We start from the raw sequence: 24,119 nt of genomic DNA on the forward strand, positions 1-24,119 counted from the left end.
TCCGCGCAGGGCACTCGTCTACCGTCATTGCACATCGAGCGCGACCGAACGGCTGATACGGCAACGACGTCTGGCTGTGTCACTGTTAGCGGGCTCCGGGTTGTCGGAGTTATCCGGTCCCGGCTACGAATTGCCGGGCTGGTTGTGTCGAAGCTAAGTGGCCGCACCTGAGGGTGGCTCCCGTCTGTTTCTGGAGGACGGGAGAACCCGGGTTGGGGTCAAGGTTGGATCAGTTCCCTGCGATCACCATTCACGCGCTGGCTGCGGCGGCACCGACTGAACAGCCTCCGTGTCGAATTCCGCATAAATCGCCTCGAAGGCAGGCATTACGAATCTGACCGTCGATGGCGGATGGCCCGCAGATTCCTCACCAACGCTGACATGGACTCCAAGACCCGCGCCGCGGGTTTGCTCGTGTTCCTATACGGCGTCCGTCTCACCCGTATCGTCACTCTCACCCGCGATCAGGTCGACGTGACGTCGCGGGCGGCGAGCGTCTGGGCGATCATCGCCTTCGCGTACTGGCTCGCAGCAATGTAGTGGCCGATGATGCCGAGCAGGTACAGCACGAAGGAGAGACCGACGATCCAGCGCAGGTCGTCTGAGACGGATCCGCGCAGCGCCTCGCCGAGGAGCACCCCGAGGAGGCCGACGAAAATGAGCGCTGTGCGGATCTTGCCCATGATCGTGACGGGTACATTCGGATCGCCCTTGAACACGAGCAGCGCCGCGAGTCCGAGGAGCACGTCGGGGATCAGGAGCAGCACGAACGTCTCCCATGGCACGAGGTGCCCGAGCGCGAACGCCCCTGCGGTGACGAACACCGTGATGCGGTCGGCGACGGGGTCGAGCCACGTGCCGAGCGCGGAGACCTTCTTCGTCTTGCGGGCGAGCCATCCGTCGAGCCAGTCCGTGAGGAACACCACACCGATGACGATGATCGCGCCCCAGAGCATCCGTGTCGTGATCATCCACACGAAGATGGGGAGCAGGAGCATCCGGATGCCGGTGATCAGGTTCGGCCAGGTGCGCCACTCGTCCTCGCTGAACAGACGGTGGGAGAGCGGGGTGCGAGGCGCGCGCGACTCGGCGCTGAGGTCGGCCCCGCGGGCGAGGACGCGCTTGCGCACGAGCCGGTGGACGACGAAGACGACGGCCGCGGCGAGGGCGACGATGAGAAGCACGCTGCTCACCGGGCCGAGCGATTGGCGCACGGCGTCGAGCGAGGAGCGCAGGAGGTAGCCGGCTCCGACGTAGACCGCGGCCCACGTCGCCGCGCCGGCCAGAGAGGCGAAGAGGAACGCCGGATAGCGCACGCGCGCGACGCCGGCCGTGGCTGGAGTGAGCGTGCGGATGACGGGGACGAGACGGGTCAGGAACACCGCGATCGCACCGCGCCGCCGAAGCACGTCCACGGCGCGGTCCCAGTTGTCGACGCCCATCCGCTGGATGAGCTTCGTGTCGCGCAGACCGGTTCCGAAGTGTCGGCCGAGGAGGTATCCGACGTGGTCTCCTGCCGTGCCGGCCACGACGACGACCGCGAACATGACGACCGCCGAGAGCGGGTCGCTCAGCGCCGCGGCCAGCACCACGACGATGGTCTCGCCCGGAACGAAGAAGCCCAGACCCAGACCATTCTCGAGAAAAGCGAACAACGCGCCGAGCGCCCAAAGCAGTGGGACGGGCAAAGTCGACGCTGTCGACGTCACCCATTCGAGAAGATCCATACACTTATCTTCGTCGAAGAAGTGGCGGAGCGCTGGGCAGCGCCTGTATGCGAACCGGGCACAGCGACAGCTCAGGTGGTAGCGCGGGCGGCGTTTCGCGAGGTCAGCAGTAGGAGTGTGATGACCGCCAGGCTCACGCTGATAAGCAGCCGGTCGAACGTGATCTGTCCTCCCTGGACCCACAGCGCGAAGGCGTCAACGACCTTGTACGCCGTGAGGATGACCGCGACGACCTGCGCCCACCGGACGCCGAAGAAGACGAGCACCGCGACGGCCAGGTAGCTGACCAAGATCAGGAGATCCGGCAGTGCGCTCCGTCCGGTGACCGTGGAAAACGCGGATACCGCCGTGATCAGCGTGGCCACGACGATGAGAAGCGCCGCCACCGCTGACGCCGGACGGAGCGTGCGCCAGGACGTCCGCCGCGTCGTCTGCGGCTGGGCGTCGGTTGCGGCGACGCGTCGAAGATCGACGATCGGAAGCGCGCCGTCGGTCCGGATCGCGTCCCCGCCGCCGTTGCGATGATGGTAGCCGGAGGAGTAGTGCTCGATCACCGACAGGTCGACGTCGTCGTCCGCAGCGGTCATGGATTCAGTGATGAAGTCGCGTTCGGCGTCGATGTCCGCGTCGATCTTGTGAGTGATCTGCCCGGTGAGCAGGGAGAGCCCGACTGCGCGATCGTAGGTCCCTGCGCCGATCCAGTCGACCGGGTAGCCGCCGGGAAGCCGCCACCTGGGGGGCGCGAACCAGAACCGCACGTGATGCCGCTTGGACGGGCTGCCCTCCACCTCCATCTGGTAGGCGACGTCCTGCTTCTTCCCGAAAATGTAGAGCGAGCTCACCGGGGCCTCAGCATAGCTGCGACGCGTCAGCGCCGTCGCGATGATCCGCAGGCTCGTCACCAGCGTGATCTCGTCCGCTCGGATCCACCCGGCCTCGTGCATCACCCGGTCGAGCTGTGCGCGGGTCCCGAGACCGGCAAGGTTGACGGGATCCCCGAGCACCCCATCCCCGGTGCGGGAACGGCCGATGTAGTACCCGGGAACGTAGATCTCGGTCAGGATCTGGTGCAGGCGAGGCAGAGCGAGATACGCGATCACGCCCCAGGCAAGAACAGCGACGAAGACGCCGTACCAGCCCAGGCGAACAGCCTGGATCGAGACCAGAACTCCCAGCCACACCGCAGCGGCTCCGGCTACGACGAACACCGAATACTCGAACACACGGGCGATGAGCGTCCGCCCCCGATCATTGCACGCCATCCATCCATTATCCGGGCCTGTGCGAGAACGCCCCTCGTGACAGCAATCCACTTCATGTCGGTAACGTGCGCTATTCGCTTCTGCCGAATTCGTGGTCATTGGCTGTGGCGATGGTGGGCATCGGGGTAGTGCGGGTGGCTGTGTGTGATCGGCTCGTGGGTATGGACGTGCTTGTGCCGCACCCCGTCGGCGACCTCTTGCACCGGTTCGTGCATGTGTTGGTGGTGTTCGTCGTGGACGTGCCAGTGCTCATGCGTGATCGGCTCGTGGGTGTGCTCGTGCTCGTGGACCTCAGTGAGGTGAAGCCAGACGCCGATCGCCATGAGGAGCGCGGCGACGATGACCGGCCAGGTGAGCGGCTCACCGAGCGCGAGGGCGAGGAGGGCACCGAAGAACGGGGCGACGGAGTAGTAGGCACCGGCGCGGGCGGTGCCGACGTGGCGCATCCCGACGATGAAGAGCACCAGGCTGATGCCGTAGGCGACCAGGCCGACGAGCATGGCGGCGGCGATGTTGAACGCCCCGGGAAGTTGGGCACCGAGGGCGAAGGCGAGGATCAGGTTGACCGGGCCGGCGACACCGCCCTTGACTGCGGCGAGCCAGGTGGCGTCGTTCAGTGCGACCTTGCGAGTCAGATTGTTGTCCAGGCCCCAGCACAGGCAAGCAGCGAGGATCGCCAGCGACGGCCACGGGCTGCCGAAGTTCGCCCCGGAGGGCACCGAGAGGACGATGGCGCCGGCGACGATCGCGATCATGCCGAGCGCGATGCGGCGGTCGAAGTTCTCCTTGAACACGAACCAGGCCAGCACCGCCATGAACACGCCCTCCGCGTTCAGCAGCAGGGAGGCGCCGGAGGCGGGCATGTTCGCCAGGCCGACCATCAGCAGCACCGGGCCGGCGATCCCGCCAAAGAACACGGCGCCGACGAGTGGGGCGATCTCGTTCCGGGCGATGCGGACCCGGCCGGGACGGCGGATCAGCCGGTAGAGGCCGAGGCCGATCCCGGAACCGGTGTAGAGCAGGCCGGCGAGCAGGATCGGGCTTACGTTGTCTGCCAGGAGAAGTTTCGCCAGTGGGGTGCCGGCGCCGAAGAGCAGCGCAGAGATCAAGGCGACCTGGACGCCGGTGTTGCGGAGCGCGGCGAGCATCAGTCGGTTACCTCGGCATGCTCACGCCGGTGGTGGGCCGGGGTGCCGCCGAGCGCGTGCTCGGCTTGGAAGATCGCATCCGTCACGAGCTGGCTGGCGTGCTCGTTGGTCAGACGGTAGAACACCTTGGTGCCCTCCTGGCGGGTAGCCACGATCCTCGCCAGGCGCAGCTTCGCCAGATGCTGCGACACCGCCGTCGGTGCCTTATCCACGATGTCCGCCAGGTGGTTCACCGAGAGCTCGCCGTCACGGAGCGCGAGGACGATCCGGACTCGGGTCGCATCGGCGAGCATCGCGAATACCTCGACGGCCAACTCGACGTACGGGCTCTCCGGGTCACGACCACACATCGGGATATCTGCATCCATACGCAGATTCTCACATTAAGCGGGCTAGAGATCGAATCAACGCATGGCGGTGCCGGTGTTGGCGATCAGGTTGTACCAGTCCGTGGCAGTGGTTACAGAGACGCCAAGCAGACGTGCGACGACCGCGGGCGCGACTCGGGCAACGATGTTCGCAGTGGCTGCCTGGTGGGCGCGTAATGGTGACAGGCCGAGCGTGCGAAGGGTCGCGGCGAGGCTTGAGGGGTTGAGTGGGCGGCCGTGGCGGTAGCCGGGAAGAGCCAGGTGCCTTCTGGGACACCGCCGCGCCGGGAGCGGATCGGTTCCGTGCAGATCTGGGTGATCCAGTCGGCCGTGACGGCGGGTAGGTCGAGCCAGTCGCGGCCGAGGCGAACACGGGGGCGGCCGTCGACGGCTGTGAGGTCGTTGAGCCGCAAACTGACGACACGGTGGGTGCGGATGCCATAGACGGTGACGAGGACGATGGCGAGGCGAAGTCGTGGGTCAAGGTCGCGGTCGGTGATCGCGCGCTGCAGGGCAGCTTCATTCTGATTGCCGAGGCTGCCGCCGATGCGTTCCCGAGGCGGGCGACCCGTCAGTGACGACCGCGACGACTACCGGAGTCGCAACGTCATCGAGCGTCACTTTCGTGAGCCTGCGTCGTTCGTTTGACCAGTTGGCTTTCTGACTGACGAGTCGGCGATTCATACCGGGGTACCATGCAGACCATCCCTCAGGGGGTCTGAACAGGCCGCCTTGGTGGAAGAACATTGAACCCACACACGTCCCGTTCTCGATACAAACGTAAGCGAGAGTCGGAACAAGAATCCTTCAACGACGAAAGGCGTTTTCAATGGCAATCACAAAGAACCGATTCCTTACCAGCATCGCTGCGGCAGGAGCTCTTATTGCGGGGGGTATAGCGACACCCTCCCTGGCCCAAGCCGCAGAACTCACTGATGCTCCGCCCTGTCAGTTCAACCAACCAAACGGTCAAGGGGCGACCTTCGATCTCTATTGGACAAGAGACATTAGAGATATTTATGTTGTACACAACAATGGTTTGACAGCATGTTCAGTTGAGAACTTCCCTGTCCTTCAGGCAACCCACGGTGGAGAACCCGTGGGCGGCCCTTCGGTTCCTAAGCGAGGGGACACTAGTCCGAAAAAAGTTGTTGTTGAAGCGGACGGGTACGCTTACGGGGATGTGTATTTTGACTCTGCGAGTTCGTCACAGTCTGGGGTAAGAGCAGATGAACTGAAGGTGACTATTGCTGACCAAACAGTCAAGTTACCAGTGGGTGGCATGGGGTTTTATGGTCCTAGTGATTCCACTACACAATGGATCAAAATAGACCAACTCGAACCTATACCTTGTTTTGTATTAGATTATGACCTCATCGACGGCATAGGGTGCCCCTCTTAGGGGTGCGACCGGGACCCCGAACACCAGAACTGGCAGGAGGGCCACCACTACCACTTCACTTACGATCAGCAGGACCCTTTCCACCGGCTCCTGTCTCGCACTGCCGGTCTCGTAGCGCACGAGCAGGCTGCGTCGGAGCACCAAGAATAGGATGCCGGTCGGCACGATGATCGCGATCATCGCTGGCGCAACCATCAGGGCGACGAAGTCCAACGGACCGAGGCCCATCGGGTGTTGCGCGAGCAGATTGGTAAGGTTCGATACCGGCAGCAACAGGGAGGCCGTGTTCGCAATCCACACCGTTGTCAGGGCGAAAGGGAGCGGTGAGAGCCTCGCATGCCGGGCCAGGAGCACCACCACGGGGGTGAGCAACACGGCGGTCGTGTCTAGCGAGAGAAAGATCGCGCTTAGCACGGCAAGGCCCAACGTGAGCAACCACAGTAGCCACTCCCGACCGCGACCCCACCGGGCCGTACGCTCGGCCACAACCCGAAACAGGCCCGCCTCAGCGGCAAGCTCAGTCACCATGGTGATCCCAACCACGACCACAACAACGGTTAGGAGACACGCCCTAGGTGTGATGTCCTCGTCGCTGCCTGGAGCGACGCACGTCCGTCTGTCGTAGTCCGCTTCCAGGTCGACCAGCGCGGTCGACAGGTCCGCGAGATTATGTCGTGTCGGCGCGGATGAGAACAGGATCCCAGCTCGCTGCGGTGGTGGCGATGCCCTCAGGATCGGTCATCCCAAGAGCGTGGGAGGCTTGGTACCCTTCTTTGGCCGTATCGGAGGAAGGGCGTGAGGAACGAACTGGTGACAGTTTCGGTTTAGGCCGCGAGTGTGAGCGGCTCGGCTAGCTTGGCTTCGAACTCGATGGGCGTCAACCCGCCGAGGGTGTCTTGGGCGCGTTGGCGGTGATACTTCCGCTCGATCCAGATCACGATGGCCAGGCGCAGCTCCTGCCGGGTGGCCCATCGCTGCTGGTTGAGCACGTTCGTCTGCAGCAGTGACCAGAAGCTCTCCATGGCGGCGTTGTTCCCGGCGGCACCGACTCTGCCCATCGATCCGACCATGTCGTGACGGCGCAGCTCGCGGGCCATTGCCCGGCTGCGGAACTGGCTACCCCTATCGGCATGCAGGATGCACCCGGCGACCTCACCTCGGCGCGCGACGGCATTGCGGACAGCGTCGACGGCGAGCTTCGCGGTCATCCGATCCGAGATCGAGTAACTGACGATGCGGTTCGAGAACACGTCCTTGATCGCGCAGCAGTAAAGCTTGCCTTCGCTGGTGCGATGCTCCGTGATGTCCGTGAGCCAGAGCCTGTTCGGGGCATCTGCGTGGAACACACGCTGCACGTGATCATCGAACACCGGCGGGCCAGCCTTCTTTCCCTTCCCGCGTCGCCGGCGTTGCGCGGAGGACAGGATCCCGGCCTGCGAGCACAGCTTCCACGCCGTCCGCCGACTCATCCGCCACCCCGCCCGACGAGCTTCGTCGGCGAGGTATCGGTATCCGAACGTCGGGTCGTCGTGGTGCGCATCGTGCAGGGCGTTGATCCGATACGCGCGGAGCACGTCCGCGTAACGGATCGGGTCGTTTCGCCACCGGTAGTACGGCTGGCGGGCGAGCTTGAGAACCCGACACGACACCGTCACGGGGATCCCCGCGTCGGCGAGCTCAGCAACGAGCGGGTACGTCATTTTGGGGAACCACCCAGGCGCAGGTTCGCCTGCGACAGATACGCCACCGCGCGGCGGAGGACCTCGTTCTCCTGCTCATGCAGGCAGATCCGCTTCTTCAGCTCCCACGCCTCGGCCGCGTCAGCCGCGGTCTGGCCGGGACGGTTGCCGTCCTCGACGTCGGCTTGGCGGAGCCAGTTCTGCAGCGTCGCTTCGCTGATGCCGAAATCAGTGGCGATCTGTTTGATCGTGACGCCGCTCTCGCGGCTACGAGCGACCGCGACAACGTCCTCGCGGAACTCTCCGGGATAAGGACCGGGCATGATGACATCCTCCCCGCCAGCACCTCCCGGCACTAACGATCAGTTGTCACCGATCCGTTCCTCACGCCCCAATGGGGTTCTCGGCATTCTTGGTGGGTAGCGTCCCGGTTTTGATTCGATCTAGGACTGTTTGGGTGGTCGTGTCTATCGTTATGAGGTAACCGTTGCTCGTGCCAACGTACAATTTCTTCCCATCGGTGACTTCAGTGAAGAAATCCATGCCAGTTGGTTTCCCCGCTTCGGACCCTAGATCAATTTGTCCGACTTCTTTTACGTCGCCTGAGGTTTGGATGTCAAAGATCCGTACCATGCAACTTATCCTCGCGCCCTCACATACGGCTTTGTAGAGGAGGCCATCCGGGCTCTTCGCTGACAGCGCATCGGAGCGAGTGGCCTGAATGGCGCTGTCTCGGGGCAGGTCCCGACCGAGTGAGTCTAGGACGGCCCGGGCTATCGGTCCGATTGCGTTGACGCTTTCTCCGGGTCCCATAGCCGGAGTCATGAGTGCATCGGGGTTTCCGCGCGGGGAAGTGGTCTCGTTCAAGTGCTGGTAGCTGTCAACCGTCCGGAATCCGGGTGGTGCACCAGCGACCATGCGTGCGTTCCGATCAAGCGAGTCATCTTCTGAAGCCATCGCAGGACCTGCGACTGAGGCTGCGAGGAAGCACATCGCCCCCGCAGTTAGTGTCGCTGAAATCATTCGGTTTCTTGCCGAGGCACGACCCATAGTTTTCTCCTAAATCCGCCACAGAAGTGAGTGCCGCGCTATCAGTGCACGGCCACCAAACCCATCTCCTCCTTCATCCTTCCAACCTCAATACAGCTACTCATCCGCCCAGGGGCGGATTTCAACCGGCACTTGGGTACTATCTTGTTTGGGGTGTCAACGACGGCCCAGACGGAGCAGGTTTTCTTCGGGTTAAATTGGTGCATCCGGGCTTGGTTAGTTCTCGTTTTCGCGTGCCTGTTCGGGTCGTTGCCTAGTGCGGTAGGAGTCACCGGTGAGGGTGAGGACCTCGGCGTGGTGGACGAGCCGGTCGATCATCGCGGCCCGACGATGTCGTCGGAGAACGTCTCTCCCCGACGACCGAATGGCAGCATCGAGTGTTCCTGGCCGTGCCCACCGGAATCGGAACGCCGGGAAACCACAGATCACACTGAGTGATCTCACCCGGCCGATAGATCGTCCGGTCTGCCGGGTCGACGCCCAGAAACTCCGGCCGGATCTGCCGCAACCGGTCCTTCAGGTCGTGATCGAGTGCGGGAACTCAATTCGTTCGGCGATCACCGTCGCCTTCATCGTGGGGAACTCGGCCAGCAGCATCCGGGTTCGCGGCTCAAACGAGTAACCCTTCGACCCTCGCGGCGGCCGCTTATACTTCGGCGGATGATCCACCGCCAGCATCCACGTCACCGTGTTCCGGCCGATCCCCAACCGTTCCGCGATCGCCGCCTTCGACAACCCCTTCAGACCGGTGAAGCCGATGAACCTCCGCCCAATCCTGCAACGAAATCACCCTCCAGAAATATCGGAGGATGCACCAAATTACCGGTCGATACCTGCACAATTTTCACCCGTCGTCGACACATGATCCTCGAGATATTGCTTCAGCTTTCTCTAGCGGCCGCGGCCGCTGCCCTGCCGGCGATCGCCACCATCTTGCTGGCGACGCTTGAGCTCAGCCAACTGCGCGTCTAACCGTTCCTGCAGGGTCGGTTTCGCAGGCGGGTCGTTAGTCGGCGCCGGCTCCTCACCAGCGGTTGATGTAGACGGTCTAGGTTCCGCCGACCCTTTATCGACGACCCGCTCGGCCAGGACCTCCTCGGCTTCGTCGAGTGTCAGCTGGGTGAGGGAACGCACCTCACTACTGACAGCGGCCAGATCACGTTCGATGATTCGAAGTTGCGCCTGGACCGCTCTCAGCTCTCTAGCGTCTGCGTTCGGGTCGGCTGTCAGTTCAGCCGCGGCGACAAGCGTCGTCTGGTACGCCAGCTGCTGTTCCTCAAGATGTTCTTTCGCTTTATCGATCGCGGCAACGGTGTCAAACATGTAGGGGTTCACCCACCGAGCCTTGGCGTTCACCCGCGCCTCAAGTTCCCGTAGCTCGTTGGGCAAGAACTGAACCCTTTCGCGGGGCAGTGATGCCCACACGTTCAACGGTTGCAGCGAACCGTCTCGCCACGGCTTTGAAGTTCGACGGATCGATCACCGCCGCATTCGTTGAAACCCACAGCCCTTCATTCGTCGCATCAGGACGCGAAATATACGCAAGTGCCTTTACAACTGTCGACTTGATCTGACCCATCTTCACAACGGCCATCAGCCTTGTTCCTCAACAACAGAACCCGCAGCGGACTCGATCAGCCCCTGGATCTGATGCCACAGCTTCTTCACCGCACGCATCTCCTGGACCTCATCCTCGGCATTCACATGCCGAGCGATCTGATTCACGTTGTTTCCGATCCGGGGGAGTAGAGAGTCAGACGAGTGCCCGGCTCCGCGCAGGGCACTCGCCATTGGACATCGAGCGTGGCCGAACGGCTGATACGGCAACGACGTTTCTGCTCGACAGGCTCTTCTGTTCGCGACCGGCCCAACATGATGGGGCAGAGTCGCATCGGAGGTATACCGCACGCAGGGTAGTGCCAAACAGGAATGGCCCGCGAGCGTCAGTGAACCCTGAAAGATGTCTCGCGACGACACCCCAGTCTGAACCGCACCCACCATACGGATGAGGAGACACGCCCTAGGTCTGAGGACGGTCGCCGCGCAGGGCCCGAGGTGCTCGGTCAGCTCCACGTTCTATGCGGCAGAGCATGGATCTATCCCGGCATTCCCCGTCCGCGAGCGAGGCGCTTGGGCGTGGGAAGGAGAAGGCGCGGGGTGAAAACCGTCCGATAGTGCGCACGACCCTGTGCGTTGGAGTCCTCCTGCCACACGATGTCCATGACGAGTCTGTCAAGGTGGCGGAAGGGCATAATTGGCGAACCGACGAGTGCTTCGGGGCTTCGTCTTCATGTTGTTGGTGGTCGGGGCGGCCGCTGTTCTCGCTGGGCTGACGATCATCTGGGTGGCGCGGCTCACTGTCACGAGGTCTGTCTATGTTAGCCAACTGGGCGCTGAGGGAGCGCCGACTGCTGCGATGTTCCGTGTCGCCTTGCTGCTGATCGCTGCGGGCGGTTTCTTGATCGCATTAGCGAGTATCGATGTGCGCTCCCGCGTACGCGTGCTCGACTGTTGGGCGCCCGCGTTGAGCCTGGGGTTCGCTGCACTCTGTTTCTTGATCGCCTCGCAGGTTACGTGTACGGCACACTGCCCGGTCCCAATCGTGGACCCGCGATCGACGTACCAAGATCTCGCTCACACGGTCGCGGCAGTGCTCGGCTTCACGGCCGCCTGCTTCGCGATGCTTCAGGTCGCTTTCATCGACCGATCGGCATGGCTGGCAAGATACTCCTTCGTCAGCTGTTTGGCGGTCGCGCTTATCACGATCGGCGGTGGGGTGCTCGCGATTCTCCAAGTGGCGACGACAGCCGGCGCCTGGATGGAACTGATCGGGACGACGGTGGCGATCATTTGGATCGCTGTCTATTCGCTCACCCTGGCGTGCTCGCCGATGCATGCCAGGGTGGTAAGCGTCGAATGGGCAGCGTCTACGGACGGGTAAGGTCTCAACGATCGAACATGCCAAGACCTTGCGTGACCCTCGCGTTGTGGGGCGAAGCGCAAGGCGGGCGCGCGTGCTGTCGGCCGAAAGCCACCGGTCAAAAGAGGTCGTCGACGAGGGAAGACGCAGGTGTGACCCAGTTCGCGTAGAGGATCGGGTAGGCGCTGACTTGCACGGTTTGGGCGACAACCGGTACCGGAATATCCTCCCATCCGGAGGGTCGCTAGCCTGTCGAGGAATGACGACGAGGCGAATGTCGAGTCTTCGATCTGCTGCACTGTGCCCCTCGGAAGGTCTCTGCTGGAAAAGCCCGACGGAGTCTCTGTCGCCGGTGTTCAGGTTACGGGGGCTGGACTCCTGCCCTGCCGTGACAACCGCGACGATCGCTGCTCGGCGTTGGGCCTCCGAGCTATGGAACTTGGTCTTTGCAACCGAGATAATGATCGCCGCATTCTGGATCTGCTCCGAATCGAACCCCGAAATCACCTCGAAATTCACGGTCGGTGTCGGATGAAGAGCAAGCGGGGGTCGCGCCGGAACAAGGTTGTTGATCGATTGGGCGTGCGTGCTGACCCCATCTGGGCCGCATGATCCAGTATGCGCGTTCCCGTGAACACCGCTTCTCCCGCAAGGCCTATCACGAGGCGAGTGAGCGCGACACTCAGTCGTGTGCTGCGTCCCCCTCGCGCCGACTGGATGACGTTACGGCGGTCCGCGAGATTGTGGGAGCGCTGAAAATCGAATGAGTGCTTTCGACGCCGAAACGTGATCCAATGCACGCCCCTCAGCTTGCGTGGCTCCGTCGCGGCCACAGTCCGCGGATCGGCCCAGGACCGGCTTTTCACCCACATGACGGCCACCGCTAGTGAATCGAGGAGAGAGCTGTCACTCCCCGCCGTTCTGTCGACACAGCCGGGGTGCCCGCTACACCAGCGAGTACTGTGACTGATTGTCCTGGGCCGGCTTACCTTCCGACGGCCGAATAAAGGGCGGCGCCGATCAAGGCGGCAGCTTCCGCGTCGATCAACTCCTGGTAGAGGGTTTCAGTCGCGACCCGGATCCGGTCCGTGACATCGGTGAGTTTCAATTCCCCGAGGAACTCGAAGAGGGCATGCTGGCCAAGAGCCATCGTGCATCTGTGTCATTCCGTGAGTAACTTCGATCGTTCTCACTGACCATCGCACGATGACTCGTCACGTTCACGACAACGAGGCCAGCGCCGGGTTTCCTCACCACTCCACGGGACGCGGCCCACAACCTGAGAGACGCGCTTACTGAAAGAGATCGACAGCCTTCGCATGCGTCCGCGTCTCCGCCTACGATGAGGCGATCTTGAAGATCCCGATCTCTAGGACCCGGGGCATGAGTCCGTTCCGGTCGAAGAAGCTCGCCATCTGACCGTTCGCCCATGCGAGAGTGCTACTGTCGTGAACCGCTGCGGTCGTGGCGGAACTGGCAGACGCGGGGCACTCAAACTGCTCTCCCTCCGGGGGTGCGGGTTCGATTCCCGCCGACCGCACCCAGGTGGGTTGTCCGAGCGGCCTAAGGAGCCAGTCTTGAAAACTGGTGAACAGCAATGTTCCCTGGGTTCGAATCCCAGACCCACCGCGGCAAGACCTGGGGTGGTAGCTCAGCCGGTCAGAGCAGCGGACTCATAATCCGTCGGTCGCGGGTTCAAACCCCGCCCACCCCACAACCGAACATGTGAAGAAAACCCAGCCCGGGTGTAGCTCGGCTTGGCGAGAGCGCCCGCTTTGGGAGCGGAAAGTCGCAGGTTCACACCCTGCCACCCCAACCACCGGCAGAACGTCGGCACAATCCGCCTTGGTGTAACGGCAGCACGACAGCCTTTGGAGCTGTGAGGTCCAGGTTCGAATCCTGGAGGCGGAGCACAACACACAGACCATCAACCCGCCCGCCGCGGACCCTTCCACTCTCATCCGCGGTACCAGTCGAACGGCGAACCAAGTAAAGCTCCTTGACACAAGGCCATCTGATCACCGGCTGGCTGCTATCCGATCGCGTGGACTTCGCCGCAGCGCTCACCGCACGCATTCTCGACAGGCTGCCGAGAACGCAGGGTCGCGTTCGCCGCACGTAATCGGGCGTTATGCGATCTCAGATGGCGGATCTCGTCCCGCGGTCCCATGTGGGTGGGGCCTTGGGGTGGATGGCCGCGTGTTGACTGGTTGTGACGATGGAGGGAGTTGAGGGAGGGATCGCGCCTCGGTGCCGGTCTCTCAACCTGAGAAACCTGAGAGGAGAGCGTGATGAAGCGGTCATTTGTGGGGCACAGATCTTGGGGAGCGTGTGCTGCGGCAGCGGTCTTGAGCCTGTTGGTGTTGTCTACGTCGGCGCCGGCGATAGCGGCGGAAGATGATCGCCCATTGGCGTTACGGGCAGTTGATGAGAATCAACCTGCTGCCTTCACTTTTGATGTGGATTTCCCTATCGGGTTGGCACCCCAGGATGCTCTCGGGAAGGTTAAGGAACACTTTGCTGAATACTTCCCTGTTGCAGGTACCCCGGATGTCTTCCCCTATAGGAAGAATCTCATCAAGCAGCCCGTTATCGATTTCGCCTTACCTGAGAGTAAGAATGTCACGGTCTCGTCTGAGAACTTTGCTTCTTTTGTTACATCATGGGACTTCGGTGTGGCATCTTCAGGGTTCCAGCTGGTATCCGCCCCAGGTAATTTCGCCGGTAAAGACTCGGTCACCGCTTTTGGTTTCTATAAGTCAAGAGATGGCCAATACCTGATGAATGTTTCAGGTCGAGTGACCAATCCAGAGATTGATAGAACGGACTACCTTGCGGTCACCAACAACCTGTGGGCAAGGTTCGCTGCCAATCTCTCCGAGTAGGCCCACTAGGCCGTGTTGCTAAAGAGCGTCGTGCGATCGAGATGGCCGGTTGACTCGGCTCCAAGATGTGCGCATACTTATGCGCATGGCTACTCGGAACGTGTATGTGTCTGCTGACGATGCGGCGCTATTCGACCGGGCGGCGGAACTTGCCGGGGGGCTCTCTGCCGCAGTGGCTTCAGGCCTGCGGTTGTTCGTCGCAGCACGAGAGCAGGAGCGAGGAGCGGAGAAGATGGGCGAAGTCGAAGTCGACGTCAGCGATGGCCCGGTGATCACGGTGAAGCGTTTTACGGGGCGTCAGCTCTTGCGGTTCGAGAGTCAGGACGGTTCGCGCTCGATCACCTACCGCGTGTATGCGACCTCCGGAGGACAGATCGCGGTCTACCAGCGCGAGGGTCCGAACTGGCGACTCTTCATCTCACCACACGAGGACGCCCCCGTATGGAACAACCCAAGGACGTGGTCGGAAGACTGGTGGCGGTCAGGTCAACGATCTCTGTCGGTCTTCCCCGATACTGCGGCGATGGCGAACGAGTTACCGCCAGAGCTGGTCCAAGCCACGATGACAGCGCTCACGGTCCCCGACGTCGAGGACCTCGACATCTGAAGGTCCGACCTCGCGCTCGTCAGGTCGTGAGCGTCCCTACCCAGTGGAGGGTGGCGGCGAGGCAGAGCCCGGCATAGTAGTTGCGGGCGGTCTTGTCTGAGCGCATCGCGATCCCACGCCATTGTTTGAGCTTGTTGAAGCACCGCTCGACGACGTTGCGGCCGCGATAGCGGGCCCGCTGCTGCTCACCGAAGTCGATCGGCCGCCCGCGCCGCTTGCGTCGGTGCGTGATCTGATCGTCGCGCTCGGGGATCGTCGCGGCGATCCCTCGTTCCCGCAACCAAGCCCGGTTCGCCTTCGAAGGGTAGCCCTTGTCCGCGAGCACTCGGTCCGGGAGTGAGCGTGGTCTGCCGCGGGCACCGGGGACGCGGATCTCGCTGAGCGTCGCGGTCAGCATGCTCGTATCCGCCGTCTGCCCTGACGTGAGAACGAACGCCAGCGCGCGGCCCTTCCCGTCGCAGACGAGGTGGCTCTTGGTCGTCAGACCGCCGCGGGAGCGACCGATCGCGTGATCGGGCGGCTCGTCACCAAACTTCTTGTAGTTCGATGTAGCCCCCCGTGGCGCGTGGCAGGGTCGCTCCGTGCTGGTGCACGCGCACGATCGTGGAATCGATCGACGCGACCCAGTCCAAATCTCCGGACCGCTGCGCGAGCGACTGCGTCTTCTCCAACACCCGCGCCCACACACCCTGCCCGGACCACCGGTTGAAGTTCTTGTAGATCGTGTTCCAGTTCCCGAACCGCTCCGGCACATCCCTCCACGGCGCCCCGGTCCGGAACCGCCACGCCGTCGCCTCGACCACCGTACGCCGATCCACCGGCGGCCGACCCGTCGACTTCACCGATGGGAACAACGGACCGATCACCGCCCACGCCTCATCCGAGATCACATCACGCGACACGGGTCCAAGACTCACCCCAACGCACCCAAATGCGTTTAGCAACACGCCCTAAGACCGGTGCGTCAGCTTGTGAGAGGGGGAGGGGTCTCGATAAGTACCGCCCGATTCTCGGCGATCGCTGTGGGGACCCAAATAGGCCGAGCAGCCACACCATCCGTCTACTGGGTGAAATCGCGAACCGGCGAATCATCCTGCAGCGTCGGCGCTTTCGCCGGCATTACGTTGGGATGCACTGGGGTGCTCCCCTCACCCTCACTGCGACGAGTAGAACTCGCCAGAAGGGGTGAGATCACTCGGCTCGTTCAGAGGATCGTCACAAGCGGGCACCTCAATCCGGGTAGCTGTGTCGTGAGTAGGGGTGGCCTTCGATGGGTCAATGCATCGGGAAGGAGCTGGAGGCTCTCGTGGCGTGGGGAGAGCATGATGTTCGTTGCAGATACCAGGCGGAGTAATGGTGAGAGTTCTTGAAAAGGTCGTGGTTGGTGTGCCAGGGCTGGCCGTGTTGGCCAGTCTGGCTGGGTGTGGTGTACCATCAGCCCACCAGTCGCCGTCGCTCAGATCGAAGCCAACAAAGTCGTCCAACGAGGACTGTTCAGCAAATGGGCCGAACGCCCGACGGAGGCGCCGGCCTCAACATCGGACCTGGCAACCCAAGTTAGACGCAATCGACGCCGCGCTCCTGACCGCGATCGGGAAGGCGGAGCAGAGCCTGACCAGGGCCGACTGCGCAGGTGAGGTTGAAACTGATCGCCAGAATGCAGGTAAGTCCCTCGACAGCCTGCACAAGAAGCCCTGCAAACCGGCCTCAAGGTCCTTGGCACCCAAGTCAACAAAGCTCGCCAGCCGAGCGGGTGGTTTTGGTGCGAGAAGCAGCAATTGCGGCCTCAGCGATTACAAGTCTTCTCCCCAGTTTCCCCTCATATGGTCCGATGAGCTCCCCCGTCCAGAGCGCGACGCTTTCGGATGGCTATGACAGTTAGAGAGAGTCAATGACCCGAGCAGAACCCCTCACCCTCGAGAGTATGTCTCGAGGGTGGAAGGGGATCGTCCGTGATGTTCTTGTCACCTTGGTTGCGGCTGTCCTGGTTTCATTTCTCATCAAGACGTTCATCGTCCGCTCTTTCTACATCCCCTCCGCATCGATGGAGAACACGTTGGAGCGCAACGATCGAGTGGTGGTGAACGAATTGCAGCCGACGGTCTTTCCTGTGAGCAGGGGAGATGTTGTGGTCTTCAAGGATCCAGGCGGCTGGCTCTCTGGATCTGCACATTCTCAGCAGCCGCTAACCCCGGCAGAAGCGATTTTGTCTTTCGTGGGGATTCCTTCGGCTAAAGAAGATGGCCATCTGATCAAACGAATCATTGGTATGCCAGGTGACAAAGTCATGTGCTGCAACACCCTCGGACAGATAACGGTCAATGGGTATGCGATCGACGAAACCCCGTACCTGTTCGCCCCAAGACGGCCAGCATCAGCCATCCCCTTTTCAGTGACCGTCCCTGCCCACTCATATTGGGTGATGGGGGACAACCGAGACAATTCCGGCGATTCTCGCTACCACCAGAACGATCCAGGCAGAGGGTTCGTTCCGCAGGCAGCAATAGTCGGCCGAGCGTTCGTAATAACCTGGCCACCTAGCAGATGGTCTTGGCTCGATGACTACCCAACAGTCTTTGCGAAGCAATGAGAGCACGGCTAGATACCGCCAATGCCGATGCTACGACCATGCTCGCGACCCCGGTGACTGGGTGCGTATCCCCTGTGCGGCCGGGCGCCACGACGGCGAACTCGTGTTCTCTCCTCTGAGCCGGTCAGGATCTTCGAGTACGGATGCTAGCCTTCCGGTGTTGGTGACGGTGACGGTTCCGTCGTGGTTGATGCGCACGGTGGCGCTCATCGCTGCGGCGAGGTTCAGCCGTTGCCAGGCCGGGCCCTCGGTTACTGTCAGGTCCAGTGGGTATCCGGAAGCGAGCTGTGTCTGCGCAAGGACGGATGTACGTTGTTCCTCGGACAACGTGAGAAATGTTGGTCAGGAAAAGGTTGGCCGCGTCGGCGGAGACGGATGGACGGATGGCGGCAGGCTGGTGTCGTCGATCGGGGAGAATCCGTACGTCAACCGTGATTGGTAGGTGGACACGGCGCTGGCGCGGTCGGTGCCTGTCTCATCGGTGTCGGCAGAGGTCGAGCCGCCGCCATAGGGGTCGGATCGGTAGGAACCGCCTCTTGCGGCGCGTGCCGTTGCGCACAGCGGCCAGCGCTGAAGAGTTCGTCAGATCCGGCGCACAGCGTGGCTCGTCGCCCGATGTGGGTGAGGCGGTCGGGTCGGTTGGGATATACGGCCGCGGGAAGCTGAAGACAGTTTTGGCATGGCTTGTGGATAGGTACGCTCCGCTGGTGCCTGTCTGCCCATTGAGCAACGCGCTCGTCAACGGCAGTTCGCCGTTTCGGCGGCCGGCTACGTATATTGGCCCCAGCACCGAGCCGAGGGCGGAGCCGATCGTGATCGACTGGTCGTAAGGCGCCTGGAATGCTGCGTCCTGAAGGGCACGAAAGCGCTGCTCCTGCGTCGCGTTGTTATTGATCCACGTCGCGCTCAGGTCGTTCCACGCCAGGGTCTTCCGGTCGTTCACGATACCGTGAAGGTCGTCGACACCATTGGACGTCCAGATCCGGTCGAATCCGCGCAACAGTGCAATGACCTCGGGCTTGTTGGCATCGCTCGGATACGGGGCTCCGCCGTGGCCTTCAATGCCGCCTCGTTCGGTATCCAGCCGTGATACAGGCACGAATGCGGGCGACGCGTCTGCCGGGACCGCAGCGGCCATCACCATCGAAAGACCTATGATGGCTGCTGTGGCAGTGTGCCGGGTGTGTGTCGTCTGAGCACCCATCGTCACACCGGCCGATTATCGTGCGAGCCTGCGTCAACGCACTCGTGGGCGCGTGTCTGCGGGCCCGCTGACGCCAATACATACCCGTCGCTCACGGAGATCAGGTATTCGCCACGCAACGGTACTCATATTTGCCCGCAGGAGTGATCGCGGCGGCCGGAGTCGCCAACCCGAGAGTCCCGGCCACCACAAGAGCGACAAGCCCGGCAGCACCCGTTGTCATCTGGGAACGCATCTCAGGTGCCCTCCTTCGCCGCCGGCCCAGCCGCCCCGTTCGCTCTCAGCCGGGCTGTCAACCTGCGACTTCGTAGCAGACATCAGCGGACTCATTCCCGGGACGATCGTCGCCCAGGTCAGGTGTCCGGGACAGCGGGTCAAGCTGCAGCCGAGGCGGGGCTACCAATCTGGATCTCGGCTCGCGCAGGATTGCTCCGTCACCCTTCGCTGCACCAGTCCCGAATGGACGTCGTTGCCACCGCCGGGGTGCCATAGGTAAGTCTTCATCATGCTCGCCACGGAGCAGCGAATTCTCTGGAAGGGCCGATAGCGCGCGAGTTCCCTGCACACGGCCGAGGGACCTTGCGTCGTCTTCACGAAGGTGGCCAAGGCACCCCTGTCTGCCCGTTGGTCCGTATCGAAACTGCCAGCGATATCCAGTTGTGGAACGATCGCCGGCTCGAAGGACCCGTCTCCATCCCGGGGAATCTCGATCTGAACCCGCCCGATCTCGGTCAGCCCTGACGTCGTCCGGGCCTCGTGGCGCATGTCGCGCCCACTGGCACCCGATCGTGCTCGTGTCCGAGGTACTCGGTAAGCTCCGCTCCGAGCACCTCGGACACGAGCGACTTCAACGGCGCTCTCACGCCAGCCAATCCGACGCTCTGCTTCTTGGCCTGCGCGACAGCCCCCCGGCAGGCTCCTCCTGATCGATGATCGATCCCGCAAGCATCGATCATCTCCGCCCGGATCAAGCTCGACCCAACACGAACAAGTTATTCAGACATCCCCGAGGCGTGTCGTTGTCGATCATCCTCGGGTGGCGGGGTAGGTGATGCCGGCGCCTCGTGAGAATGCTTTCGTTGTCGGGCCGACGCTGCTGGGGATGTTGATAGGGAGCGTACCTGTTGGTCGTGTGGCCCCGACGATGACTTTGGCCAAGGAGTCGAGTGAGACTCTTGCCCACGAATAGGTCAAGAGCAATTCGGGCGTGTCAGCAATGTACGCAGCGTCGTAGGGGGTAAAGACGCCTGCGATGATAAGGGGTTTCCCTGTTGCCTGTAGCTGAGAGATGAGCTCAAATTGGCCGGCGCTCTCGTCGCCGTGGCTGAGCCTGCCGGGAAGGGCCACCACCGCGTCCTGCGATTTGGCGAGGGCAACTACTTTTTCGATGGCATTCGCGTCTGGATTCGCTCTTGTTCCGCTGACAGTGACGGAAACGCCTTGGCCTTCAAGAGACTTCGCGAAGTCGTCATTCACGTCCTCGTCCATGCCCGTCACGAGAACATTCTTAACCTTGCTGTTCAGGGGCAAAGCGTCGTTCTCGTTCTTCAGAAGGGTGATTGTCCGATCTGAGACTTCCTTCGCCTTTTCCGCGTTTTCTGGCGTCATCACCTTCTGCGCTGCGACGGCAGGATCAACCGGTGCAGAGTTGAAGAGGTTGAAACGGTCTTTGAGTTTCAGGATGCGGCGGACGGATTGGTTAATACGTTCTTCGCTCAGCTCACCGGAGTGCACTGCGTCGATGATCGAATCGCGCGCGGCCTGCAACGACGGCGGCATGAGGAGCTGGTCGACGCCGGCCTCGAGGGCCGAAACAACCACTGATTTCTTGGGATCCTGGCTTTGTACGCCGGCCATGTTAAGCGCATCAGTCACAACTACCCCGTCAAATCCAAGCTCCCCTCGCAGGAGTCCGGAGATGATGGGTTTGGAAAGAGTGGCGGGCGCACGCGTCGGATCGATCGAGGGTACCGCAATGTGTGCCGTCATGATCACGCCAACGCCAGCATCAATCGCAGCTCTGAAGGGTGGCAGATCGTTCTTTTCCAGATCCTCACGGCTGCGGTCGATCACGGGAAGGTTCGTGTGACTATCCGTGGAAGTATCACCATGACCGGGGAAGTGTTTCGCGGTTGCAATCGTGTTCTCCTCGCCCTGGAAGACAGCGACCTGCTTGCTGGCCAACGCGGAGACTTGGTCGGGGTCGTCTCCGAAGGATCGAGTTCCAATGACTGGGTTCTTTGGATTGGTATTGACATCTACGACGGGCGCAAAGTTCTGATTGATTCCCATAGCACGCAACTCACTTCCGGTGATGTGCGCCGCAGTCTCGACATCAGAAATACTCTCTGAACTAGCCCCTAGAGCCATGTTGCTTGGCAGCTGCGTACCCGGAGCGCGGACCACGTCTGCACCCGGCTCTTGATCCGTAGCGATCAAGAGAGGAATCCTCTTAGTCTTATTCTTCTCAGCTGCAGCCTCTTGAAGCTGGTTAGAGAACTCTGCGATTTGTTCGGGGTCCTTCAAATTACTGCCGAAGTACATGATCCCACCCGGCCGAAAATCCTTAATCTTCTGCTTCTCACCAGAGGTTAAGGAATAGCTGGACACGTCGATAACAAAGAGCTGACCAACTTTTTCTTCCAGCGACATCTTCTGAAGTAGGGCATCCGTGTCAATTTCCGCCGGGTCAGGTGAAATCGACCGCGGAGGCCAATTGGATGTCTCACTCATGATCGCGTGTGCGGGTGCCACAGTCCCCGTCGCTACGAACGCGGCTGCAACCAATCCGGACACAACGATGTTCCTTCGAGTAACTTTCATAACTCCATGCCAACCCCAACAACGCTCCACGCGAATCATCCTGTAGTACTGCATCATCCTGACTGTGGGACCACCTCCATGGCATTCATCGTGGATGGAGCTACTGATCACGCCTGAATCGGGCAACATTCGTTATCCCGATTAACGCGACACGAGGGAGCGGGCCTGCTGAGCGTTGGGTGACAGTTGGGTTCGGCCGCAAGGGTTTTCGGATGCAGCGCCGGCGCGGCCCATCGATCGGGTCAGGCCGTGCCAGTGAAGAGCGCTGGCGAAGCGGCGGCTTCGGGGCTGGCTGCCACTGTCGCTGTGGCCGCGGAGGCGCAGAAGGAGCGTTGGACACGGTTATCGAACAGGGGCGGCGCTCTTGCCCCACTTCCCGAACGCCGAGAACACGCTGCTCTCCGGGCAGCGGTTCCACACCGTCCGATCCGAAACAACGAACCCCGCATCTCGGGCCTCGTAAGGAGGCGTCGCCGATCGATCCGGCCAGCTTGTGGCAATGGCCCATCGAGATCCCACGACGAGATGCCCGTTTCTGTCTGGTACCAAGAGAGGAGGCAGTGTCGATGCTGGGGGACGATGTGCGCCTCGGCCGCGGGTGGTGTGATTGGAACATGAGAACCACTCGAGAAATCGTCATACGACCCGAAATCAGCCCCGCTCCCTCAAGGCAGGGCGGCTATCCGGAGGACGTAAGGAGGATGACTAGCAGGTCTCTGAGTATCGGCGTCGTCGGACTCGCGGTTGCTTTGACGGTCGCGGGCGCGTCCCCGGCGCTAGCTCAGGACCGTCCCGCGGCTGGTGGGGGAGCTCCGATCCAGTGGCAGCCTTGTGCCGCAGTCGCCCCAGACTGGGCTGATGAAACAGCGAATGCCGTGTGTTCGTGGGTGGAGGCTCCTAGGGCGTGTTGCTAAACGCATTTGGGTGCGTTGGGGTGAGTCTTGGACCCGTGTCGCGTGATGTGATCTCGGATGAGGCGTGGGCGGTGATCGGTCCGTTGTTCCCATCGGTGAAGTCGACGGGTCGGCCGCCGGTGGATCGGCGTACGGTGGTCGAGGCGACGGCGTGGCGGTTCCGGACCGGGGCGCCGTGGAGGGATGTGCCGGAGCGGTTCGGGAACTGGAACACGATCTACAAGAACTTCAACCGGTGGTCCGGGCAGGGTGTGTGGGCGCGGGTGTTGGAGAAGACGCAGTCGCTCGCGCAGCGGTCCGGAGATTTGGACTGGGTCGCGTCGATCGATTCCACGATCGTGCGCGTGCACCAGCACGGAGCGACCCTGCCACGCGCCACGGGGGGCTACATCGAACTACAAGAAGTTTGGTGACGAGCCGCCCGATCACGCGATCGGTCGCTCCCGCGGCGGTCTGACGACCAAGAGCCACCTCGTCTGCGACGGGAAGGGCCGCGCGCTGGCGTTCGTTCTCACGTCAGGGCAGACGGCGGATACGAGCATGCTGACCGCGACGCTCAGCGAGATCCGCGTCCCCGGTGCCCGCGGCAGACCACGCTCACTCCCGGACCGAGTGCTCGCGGACAAGGGCTACCCTTCGAAGGCGAACCGGGCTTGGTTGCGGGAACGAGGGATCGCCGCGACGATCCCCGAGCGCGACGATCAGATCACGCACCGACGCAAGCGGCGCGGGCGGCCGATCGACTTCGGTGAGCAGCAGCGGGCCCGCTATCGCGGCCGCAACGTCGTCGAGCGGTGCTTCAACAAGCTCAAACAATGGCGTGGGATCGCGATGCGCTCAGACAAGACCGCCCGCAACTACTATGCCGGGCTCTGCCTCGCCGCCACCCTCCACTGGGTAGGGACGCTCACGACCTGACGAGCGCGAGGTCGGACCTTCAGATGTCGAGGTCCTCGACGTCGGGGACCGTGAGCGCTGTCATCGTGGCTTGGACCAGCTCTGGCGGTAACTCGTTCGCCATCGCCGCAGTATCGGGGAAGACCGACAGAGATCGTTGACCTGACCGCCACCAGTCTTCCGACCACGTCCTTGGGTTGTTCCATACGGGGGCGTCCTCGTGTGGTGAGATGAAGAGTCGCCAGTTCGGACCCTCGCGCTGGTAGACCGCGATCTGTCCTCCGGAGGTCGCATACACGCGGTAGGTGATCGAGCGCGAACCGTCCTGACTCTCGAACCGCAAGAGCTGACGCCCCGTAAAACGCTTCACCGTGATCACCGGGCCATCGCTGACGTCGACTTCGACTTCGCCCATCTTCTCCGCTCCTCGCTCCTGCTCTCGTGCTGCGACGAACAACCGCAGGCCTGAAGCCACTGCGGCAGAGAGCCCCCCGGCAAGTTCCGCCGCCCGGTCGAATAGCGCCGCATCGTCAGCAGACACATACACGTTCCGAGTAGCCATGCGCATAAGTATGCGCACATCTTGGAGCCGAGTCAACCGGCCATCTCGATCGCACGACGCTCTTTAGCAACACGGCCTAAG

At 62.2% G+C, this 24,119-nt stretch carries 18 protein-coding genes, 4 tRNA genes and 5 pseudogenes; 11 read left to right on the top strand and 16 right to left on the bottom strand.

Annotated features, from left to right (window positions below):
- Window positions 1–464: 464 nt before the first annotated feature.
- From IT072_RS03255 to IT072_RS03270, 4 genes are all read right to left on the bottom strand, one after another.
- Window positions 465–1,727, bottom strand: coding sequence for a CDP-alcohol phosphatidyltransferase family protein (locus IT072_RS03255; RefSeq protein WP_223359375.1), 1,263 nt, complete (start codon window positions 1,725–1,727; stop codon window positions 465–467).
- Window positions 1,728–1,798: 71 nt separating this feature from the next.
- Window positions 1,799–3,088: an LssY C-terminal domain-containing protein gene (locus IT072_RS03260; RefSeq protein ID WP_223359377.1), complete on the bottom strand. Its 1,290-nt coding sequence runs from the start codon at window positions 3,086–3,088 to the stop codon at window positions 1,799–1,801.
- Window positions 3,085–4,137 (bottom strand): DMT family transporter, encoded by a 1,053-nt coding sequence (locus IT072_RS03265; protein WP_223359378.1) that lies wholly within the window; start codon window positions 4,135–4,137, stop codon window positions 3,085–3,087. The genes IT072_RS03260 and IT072_RS03265 overlap by 4 nt, the downstream gene beginning before the upstream one ends.
- On the bottom strand, window positions 4,137–4,505 hold the full coding sequence (locus tag IT072_RS03270; protein WP_223359379.1) for an ArsR/SmtB family transcription factor: 369 nt from the start codon (window positions 4,503–4,505) through the stop codon (window positions 4,137–4,139). Before IT072_RS03270 ends, IT072_RS03265 begins: the two co-directional genes overlap by 1 nt.
- 425 nt (window positions 4,506–4,930) lie before the next feature.
- Here IT072_RS03270 and IT072_RS03275 point away from each other — a divergent pair, with 425 nt between their 5' ends.
- A complete protein-coding gene (locus tag IT072_RS03275) occupies window positions 4,931–5,083 on the top strand; it encodes a hypothetical protein (protein ID WP_223359380.1) in 153 nt (50 codons plus the stop codon).
- A 251-nt stretch (window positions 5,084–5,334) separates the two neighbouring features.
- Window positions 5,335–5,907: a DUF4232 domain-containing protein gene (locus IT072_RS21385; protein WP_223359381.1), complete on the top strand. Its 573-nt coding sequence runs from the start codon at window positions 5,335–5,337 to the stop codon at window positions 5,905–5,907.
- Here the strand turns inward: IT072_RS21385 and IT072_RS03285 are convergent.
- From IT072_RS03285 to mobC, 7 genes and pseudogenes are all read right to left on the bottom strand, one after another.
- Complete coding sequence (locus IT072_RS03285; RefSeq protein ID WP_223359382.1) at window positions 5,866–6,456, bottom strand: SLC13 family permease; 591 nt, start codon at window positions 6,454–6,456, stop codon at window positions 5,866–5,868. The genes IT072_RS21385 and IT072_RS03285 overlap by 42 nt on opposite strands.
- Window positions 6,457–6,731: 275 nt before the next feature.
- Window positions 6,732–7,909, bottom strand: a pseudogene (locus tag IT072_RS03290) (IS3 family transposase).
- A gap of 943 nt (window positions 7,910–8,852) precedes the next feature.
- Window positions 8,853–9,013: pseudogene (locus tag IT072_RS21390) on the bottom strand (ATP-binding protein); the annotation flags it as partial.
- Between the two features lie 139 nt (window positions 9,014–9,152).
- Window positions 9,153–9,314, bottom strand: coding sequence for a hypothetical protein (locus IT072_RS03300; RefSeq protein WP_223359383.1), 162 nt, complete (start codon window positions 9,312–9,314; stop codon window positions 9,153–9,155).
- Window positions 9,315–9,527: 213 nt separating this feature from the next.
- The gene (locus IT072_RS03305; protein WP_223359384.1) at window positions 9,528–9,971 is read right to left on the bottom strand and encodes a hypothetical protein; all 444 of its coding nucleotides are present in this window, start codon (window positions 9,969–9,971) and stop codon (window positions 9,528–9,530) included.
- A gap of 28 nt (window positions 9,972–9,999) precedes the next feature.
- Window positions 10,000–10,230, bottom strand: a complete 231-nt coding sequence (locus IT072_RS03310; RefSeq protein ID WP_223359386.1) for a hypothetical protein — start codon at window positions 10,228–10,230, stop codon at window positions 10,000–10,002.
- A complete protein-coding gene (gene mobC, locus IT072_RS21300; RefSeq protein WP_327058936.1) occupies window positions 10,230–10,637 on the bottom strand; it encodes a plasmid mobilization relaxosome protein MobC in 408 nt (135 codons plus the stop codon). The genes IT072_RS03310 and mobC overlap by 1 nt, the downstream gene beginning before the upstream one ends.
- A 289-nt stretch (window positions 10,638–10,926) precedes the next feature.
- Between mobC and IT072_RS03320 the strand changes: the two genes are divergently transcribed.
- Complete coding sequence (locus tag IT072_RS03320) at window positions 10,927–11,577, top strand: DUF998 domain-containing protein (protein ID WP_223359388.1); 651 nt, start codon at window positions 10,927–10,929, stop codon at window positions 11,575–11,577.
- A 982-nt stretch (window positions 11,578–12,559) separates the two neighbouring features.
- Here IT072_RS03320 and IT072_RS03325 read toward each other — a convergent pair.
- Window positions 12,560–12,706, bottom strand: a pseudogene (locus IT072_RS03325) (IS256 family transposase); the annotation flags it as partial.
- Window positions 12,707–13,014: 308 nt separating this feature from the next.
- Between IT072_RS03325 and IT072_RS03330 the strand changes: the two are divergent.
- From IT072_RS03330 to IT072_RS03355, 6 genes are all read left to right on the top strand, one after another.
- Window positions 13,015–13,096: transfer RNA gene (locus IT072_RS03330), tRNA-Leu, on the top strand.
- A gap of 4 nt (window positions 13,097–13,100) precedes the next feature.
- A tRNA-Ser gene (locus IT072_RS03335) sits at window positions 13,101–13,185 on the top strand.
- Window positions 13,186–13,196: 11 nt separating this feature from the next.
- Window positions 13,197–13,270: transfer RNA gene (locus tag IT072_RS03340), tRNA-Ile, on the top strand.
- A gap of 125 nt (window positions 13,271–13,395) precedes the next feature.
- A tRNA-Gln gene (locus IT072_RS03345) sits at window positions 13,396–13,467 on the top strand.
- A 380-nt stretch (window positions 13,468–13,847) separates the two neighbouring features.
- On the top strand, window positions 13,848–14,441 hold the full coding sequence (locus tag IT072_RS03350; RefSeq protein WP_223359391.1) for a hypothetical protein: 594 nt from the start codon (window positions 13,848–13,850) through the stop codon (window positions 14,439–14,441).
- Between the two features lie 232 nt (window positions 14,442–14,673).
- Window positions 14,674–15,048 carry an EXLDI protein gene (locus IT072_RS03355; protein WP_223358599.1) on the top strand — a complete coding sequence of 125 codons (375 nt, stop codon included), beginning with the start codon at window positions 14,674–14,676 and terminating at the stop codon, window positions 15,046–15,048.
- Window positions 15,049–15,067: 19 nt separating this feature from the next.
- Here the strand turns inward: IT072_RS03355 and IT072_RS03360 are convergent.
- Window positions 15,068–15,992, bottom strand: a pseudogene (locus tag IT072_RS03360) (IS5 family transposase).
- A gap of 947 nt (window positions 15,993–16,939) precedes the next feature.
- On the opposite strand from IT072_RS03360, the gene lepB reads away from it, so the two are divergent.
- The gene (gene lepB / locus IT072_RS03365; protein WP_223359393.1) at window positions 16,940–17,638 is read left to right on the top strand and encodes a signal peptidase I; all 699 of its coding nucleotides are present in this window, start codon (window positions 16,940–16,942) and stop codon (window positions 17,636–17,638) included.
- A gap of 475 nt (window positions 17,639–18,113) precedes the next feature.
- Here the strand turns inward: lepB and IT072_RS03370 are convergent, their stop codons facing one another.
- Together IT072_RS03370 and IT072_RS03375 are read right to left on the bottom strand one after the other, a co-directional pair.
- On the bottom strand, window positions 18,114–18,782 hold the full coding sequence (locus IT072_RS03370; protein WP_223359394.1) for a hypothetical protein: 669 nt from the start codon (window positions 18,780–18,782) through the stop codon (window positions 18,114–18,116).
- Window positions 18,783–19,868: 1,086 nt separating this feature from the next.
- Window positions 19,869–21,494, bottom strand: coding sequence for a glycoside hydrolase family 3 protein (locus IT072_RS03375; RefSeq protein ID WP_223359396.1), 1,626 nt, complete (start codon window positions 21,492–21,494; stop codon window positions 19,869–19,871).
- A gap of 1,078 nt (window positions 21,495–22,572) precedes the next feature.
- Between IT072_RS03375 and IT072_RS03380 the strand changes: the two are divergent.
- Window positions 22,573–23,497, top strand: a pseudogene (locus tag IT072_RS03380) (IS5 family transposase).
- 19 nt (window positions 23,498–23,516) lie between these two features.
- Here the strand turns inward: IT072_RS03380 and IT072_RS03385 are convergent.
- Window positions 23,517–23,891, bottom strand: a complete 375-nt coding sequence (locus IT072_RS03385) for an EXLDI protein (RefSeq protein WP_223358599.1) — start codon at window positions 23,889–23,891, stop codon at window positions 23,517–23,519.
- Window positions 23,892–24,119: the final 228 nt, after the last annotated feature.

It is taken from the genome of Leifsonia sp. ZF2019, assembly GCF_019924635.1.
Taxonomy (GTDB): Bacteria; Actinomycetota; Actinomycetes; order Actinomycetales; family Microbacteriaceae; genus Leifsonia.

Excerpts from the sequence above, each read along its gene's own strand:
- IT072_RS21385 (WP_223359381.1), top strand. The coding sequence starts at position 5,335 with ATGGCAATCACAAAGAACCGATTCCTTACCAGCATCGCTGCGGCAGGA.
- IT072_RS03350 (WP_223359391.1), top strand. The coding sequence starts at position 13,848 with ATGAAGCGGTCATTTGTGGGGCACAGATCTTGGGGAGCGTGTGCTGCG.
- IT072_RS03370 (WP_223359394.1), bottom strand. The coding sequence starts at position 18,782 with ATGGTGATGGCCGCTGCGGTCCCGGCAGACGCGTCGCCCGCATTCGTG.
- IT072_RS03320 (WP_223359388.1), top strand. The coding sequence starts at position 10,927 with ATGTTGTTGGTGGTCGGGGCGGCCGCTGTTCTCGCTGGGCTGACGATC.
- IT072_RS03375 (WP_223359396.1), bottom strand. The coding sequence starts at position 21,494 with ATGTCGCTGGAAGAAAAAGTTGGTCAGCTCTTTGTTATCGACGTGTCC.
- IT072_RS03310 (WP_223359386.1), bottom strand. The coding sequence starts at position 10,230 with ATGGCCGTTGTGAAGATGGGTCAGATCAAGTCGACAGTTGTAAAGGCA.
- IT072_RS03260 (WP_223359377.1), bottom strand. The coding sequence starts at position 3,088 with ATGACCACGAATTCGGCAGAAGCGAATAGCGCACGTTACCGACATGAA.
- IT072_RS03270 (WP_223359379.1), bottom strand. The coding sequence starts at position 4,505 with ATGGATGCAGATATCCCGATGTGTGGTCGTGACCCGGAGAGCCCGTAC.
- mobC (WP_327058936.1), bottom strand. The coding sequence starts at position 10,637 with ATGGTGGGTGCGGTTCAGACTGGGGTGTCGTCGCGAGACATCTTTCAG.
- IT072_RS03265 (WP_223359378.1), bottom strand. The coding sequence starts at position 4,137 with ATGCTCGCCGCGCTCCGCAACACCGGCGTCCAGGTCGCCTTGATCTCT.
- lepB (WP_223359393.1), top strand. The coding sequence starts at position 16,940 with ATGACCCGAGCAGAACCCCTCACCCTCGAGAGTATGTCTCGAGGGTGG.
- IT072_RS03255 (WP_223359375.1), bottom strand. The coding sequence starts at position 1,727 with ATGGATCTTCTCGAATGGGTGACGTCGACAGCGTCGACTTTGCCCGTC.
- IT072_RS03300 (WP_223359383.1), bottom strand. The coding sequence starts at position 9,314 with ATGCTGGCGGTGGATCATCCGCCGAAGTATAAGCGGCCGCCGCGAGGG.
- IT072_RS03355 (WP_223358599.1), top strand. The coding sequence starts at position 14,674 with ATGGGCGAAGTCGAAGTCGACGTCAGCGATGGCCCGGTGATCACGGTG.
- IT072_RS03385 (WP_223358599.1), bottom strand. The coding sequence starts at position 23,891 with ATGGGCGAAGTCGAAGTCGACGTCAGCGATGGCCCGGTGATCACGGTG.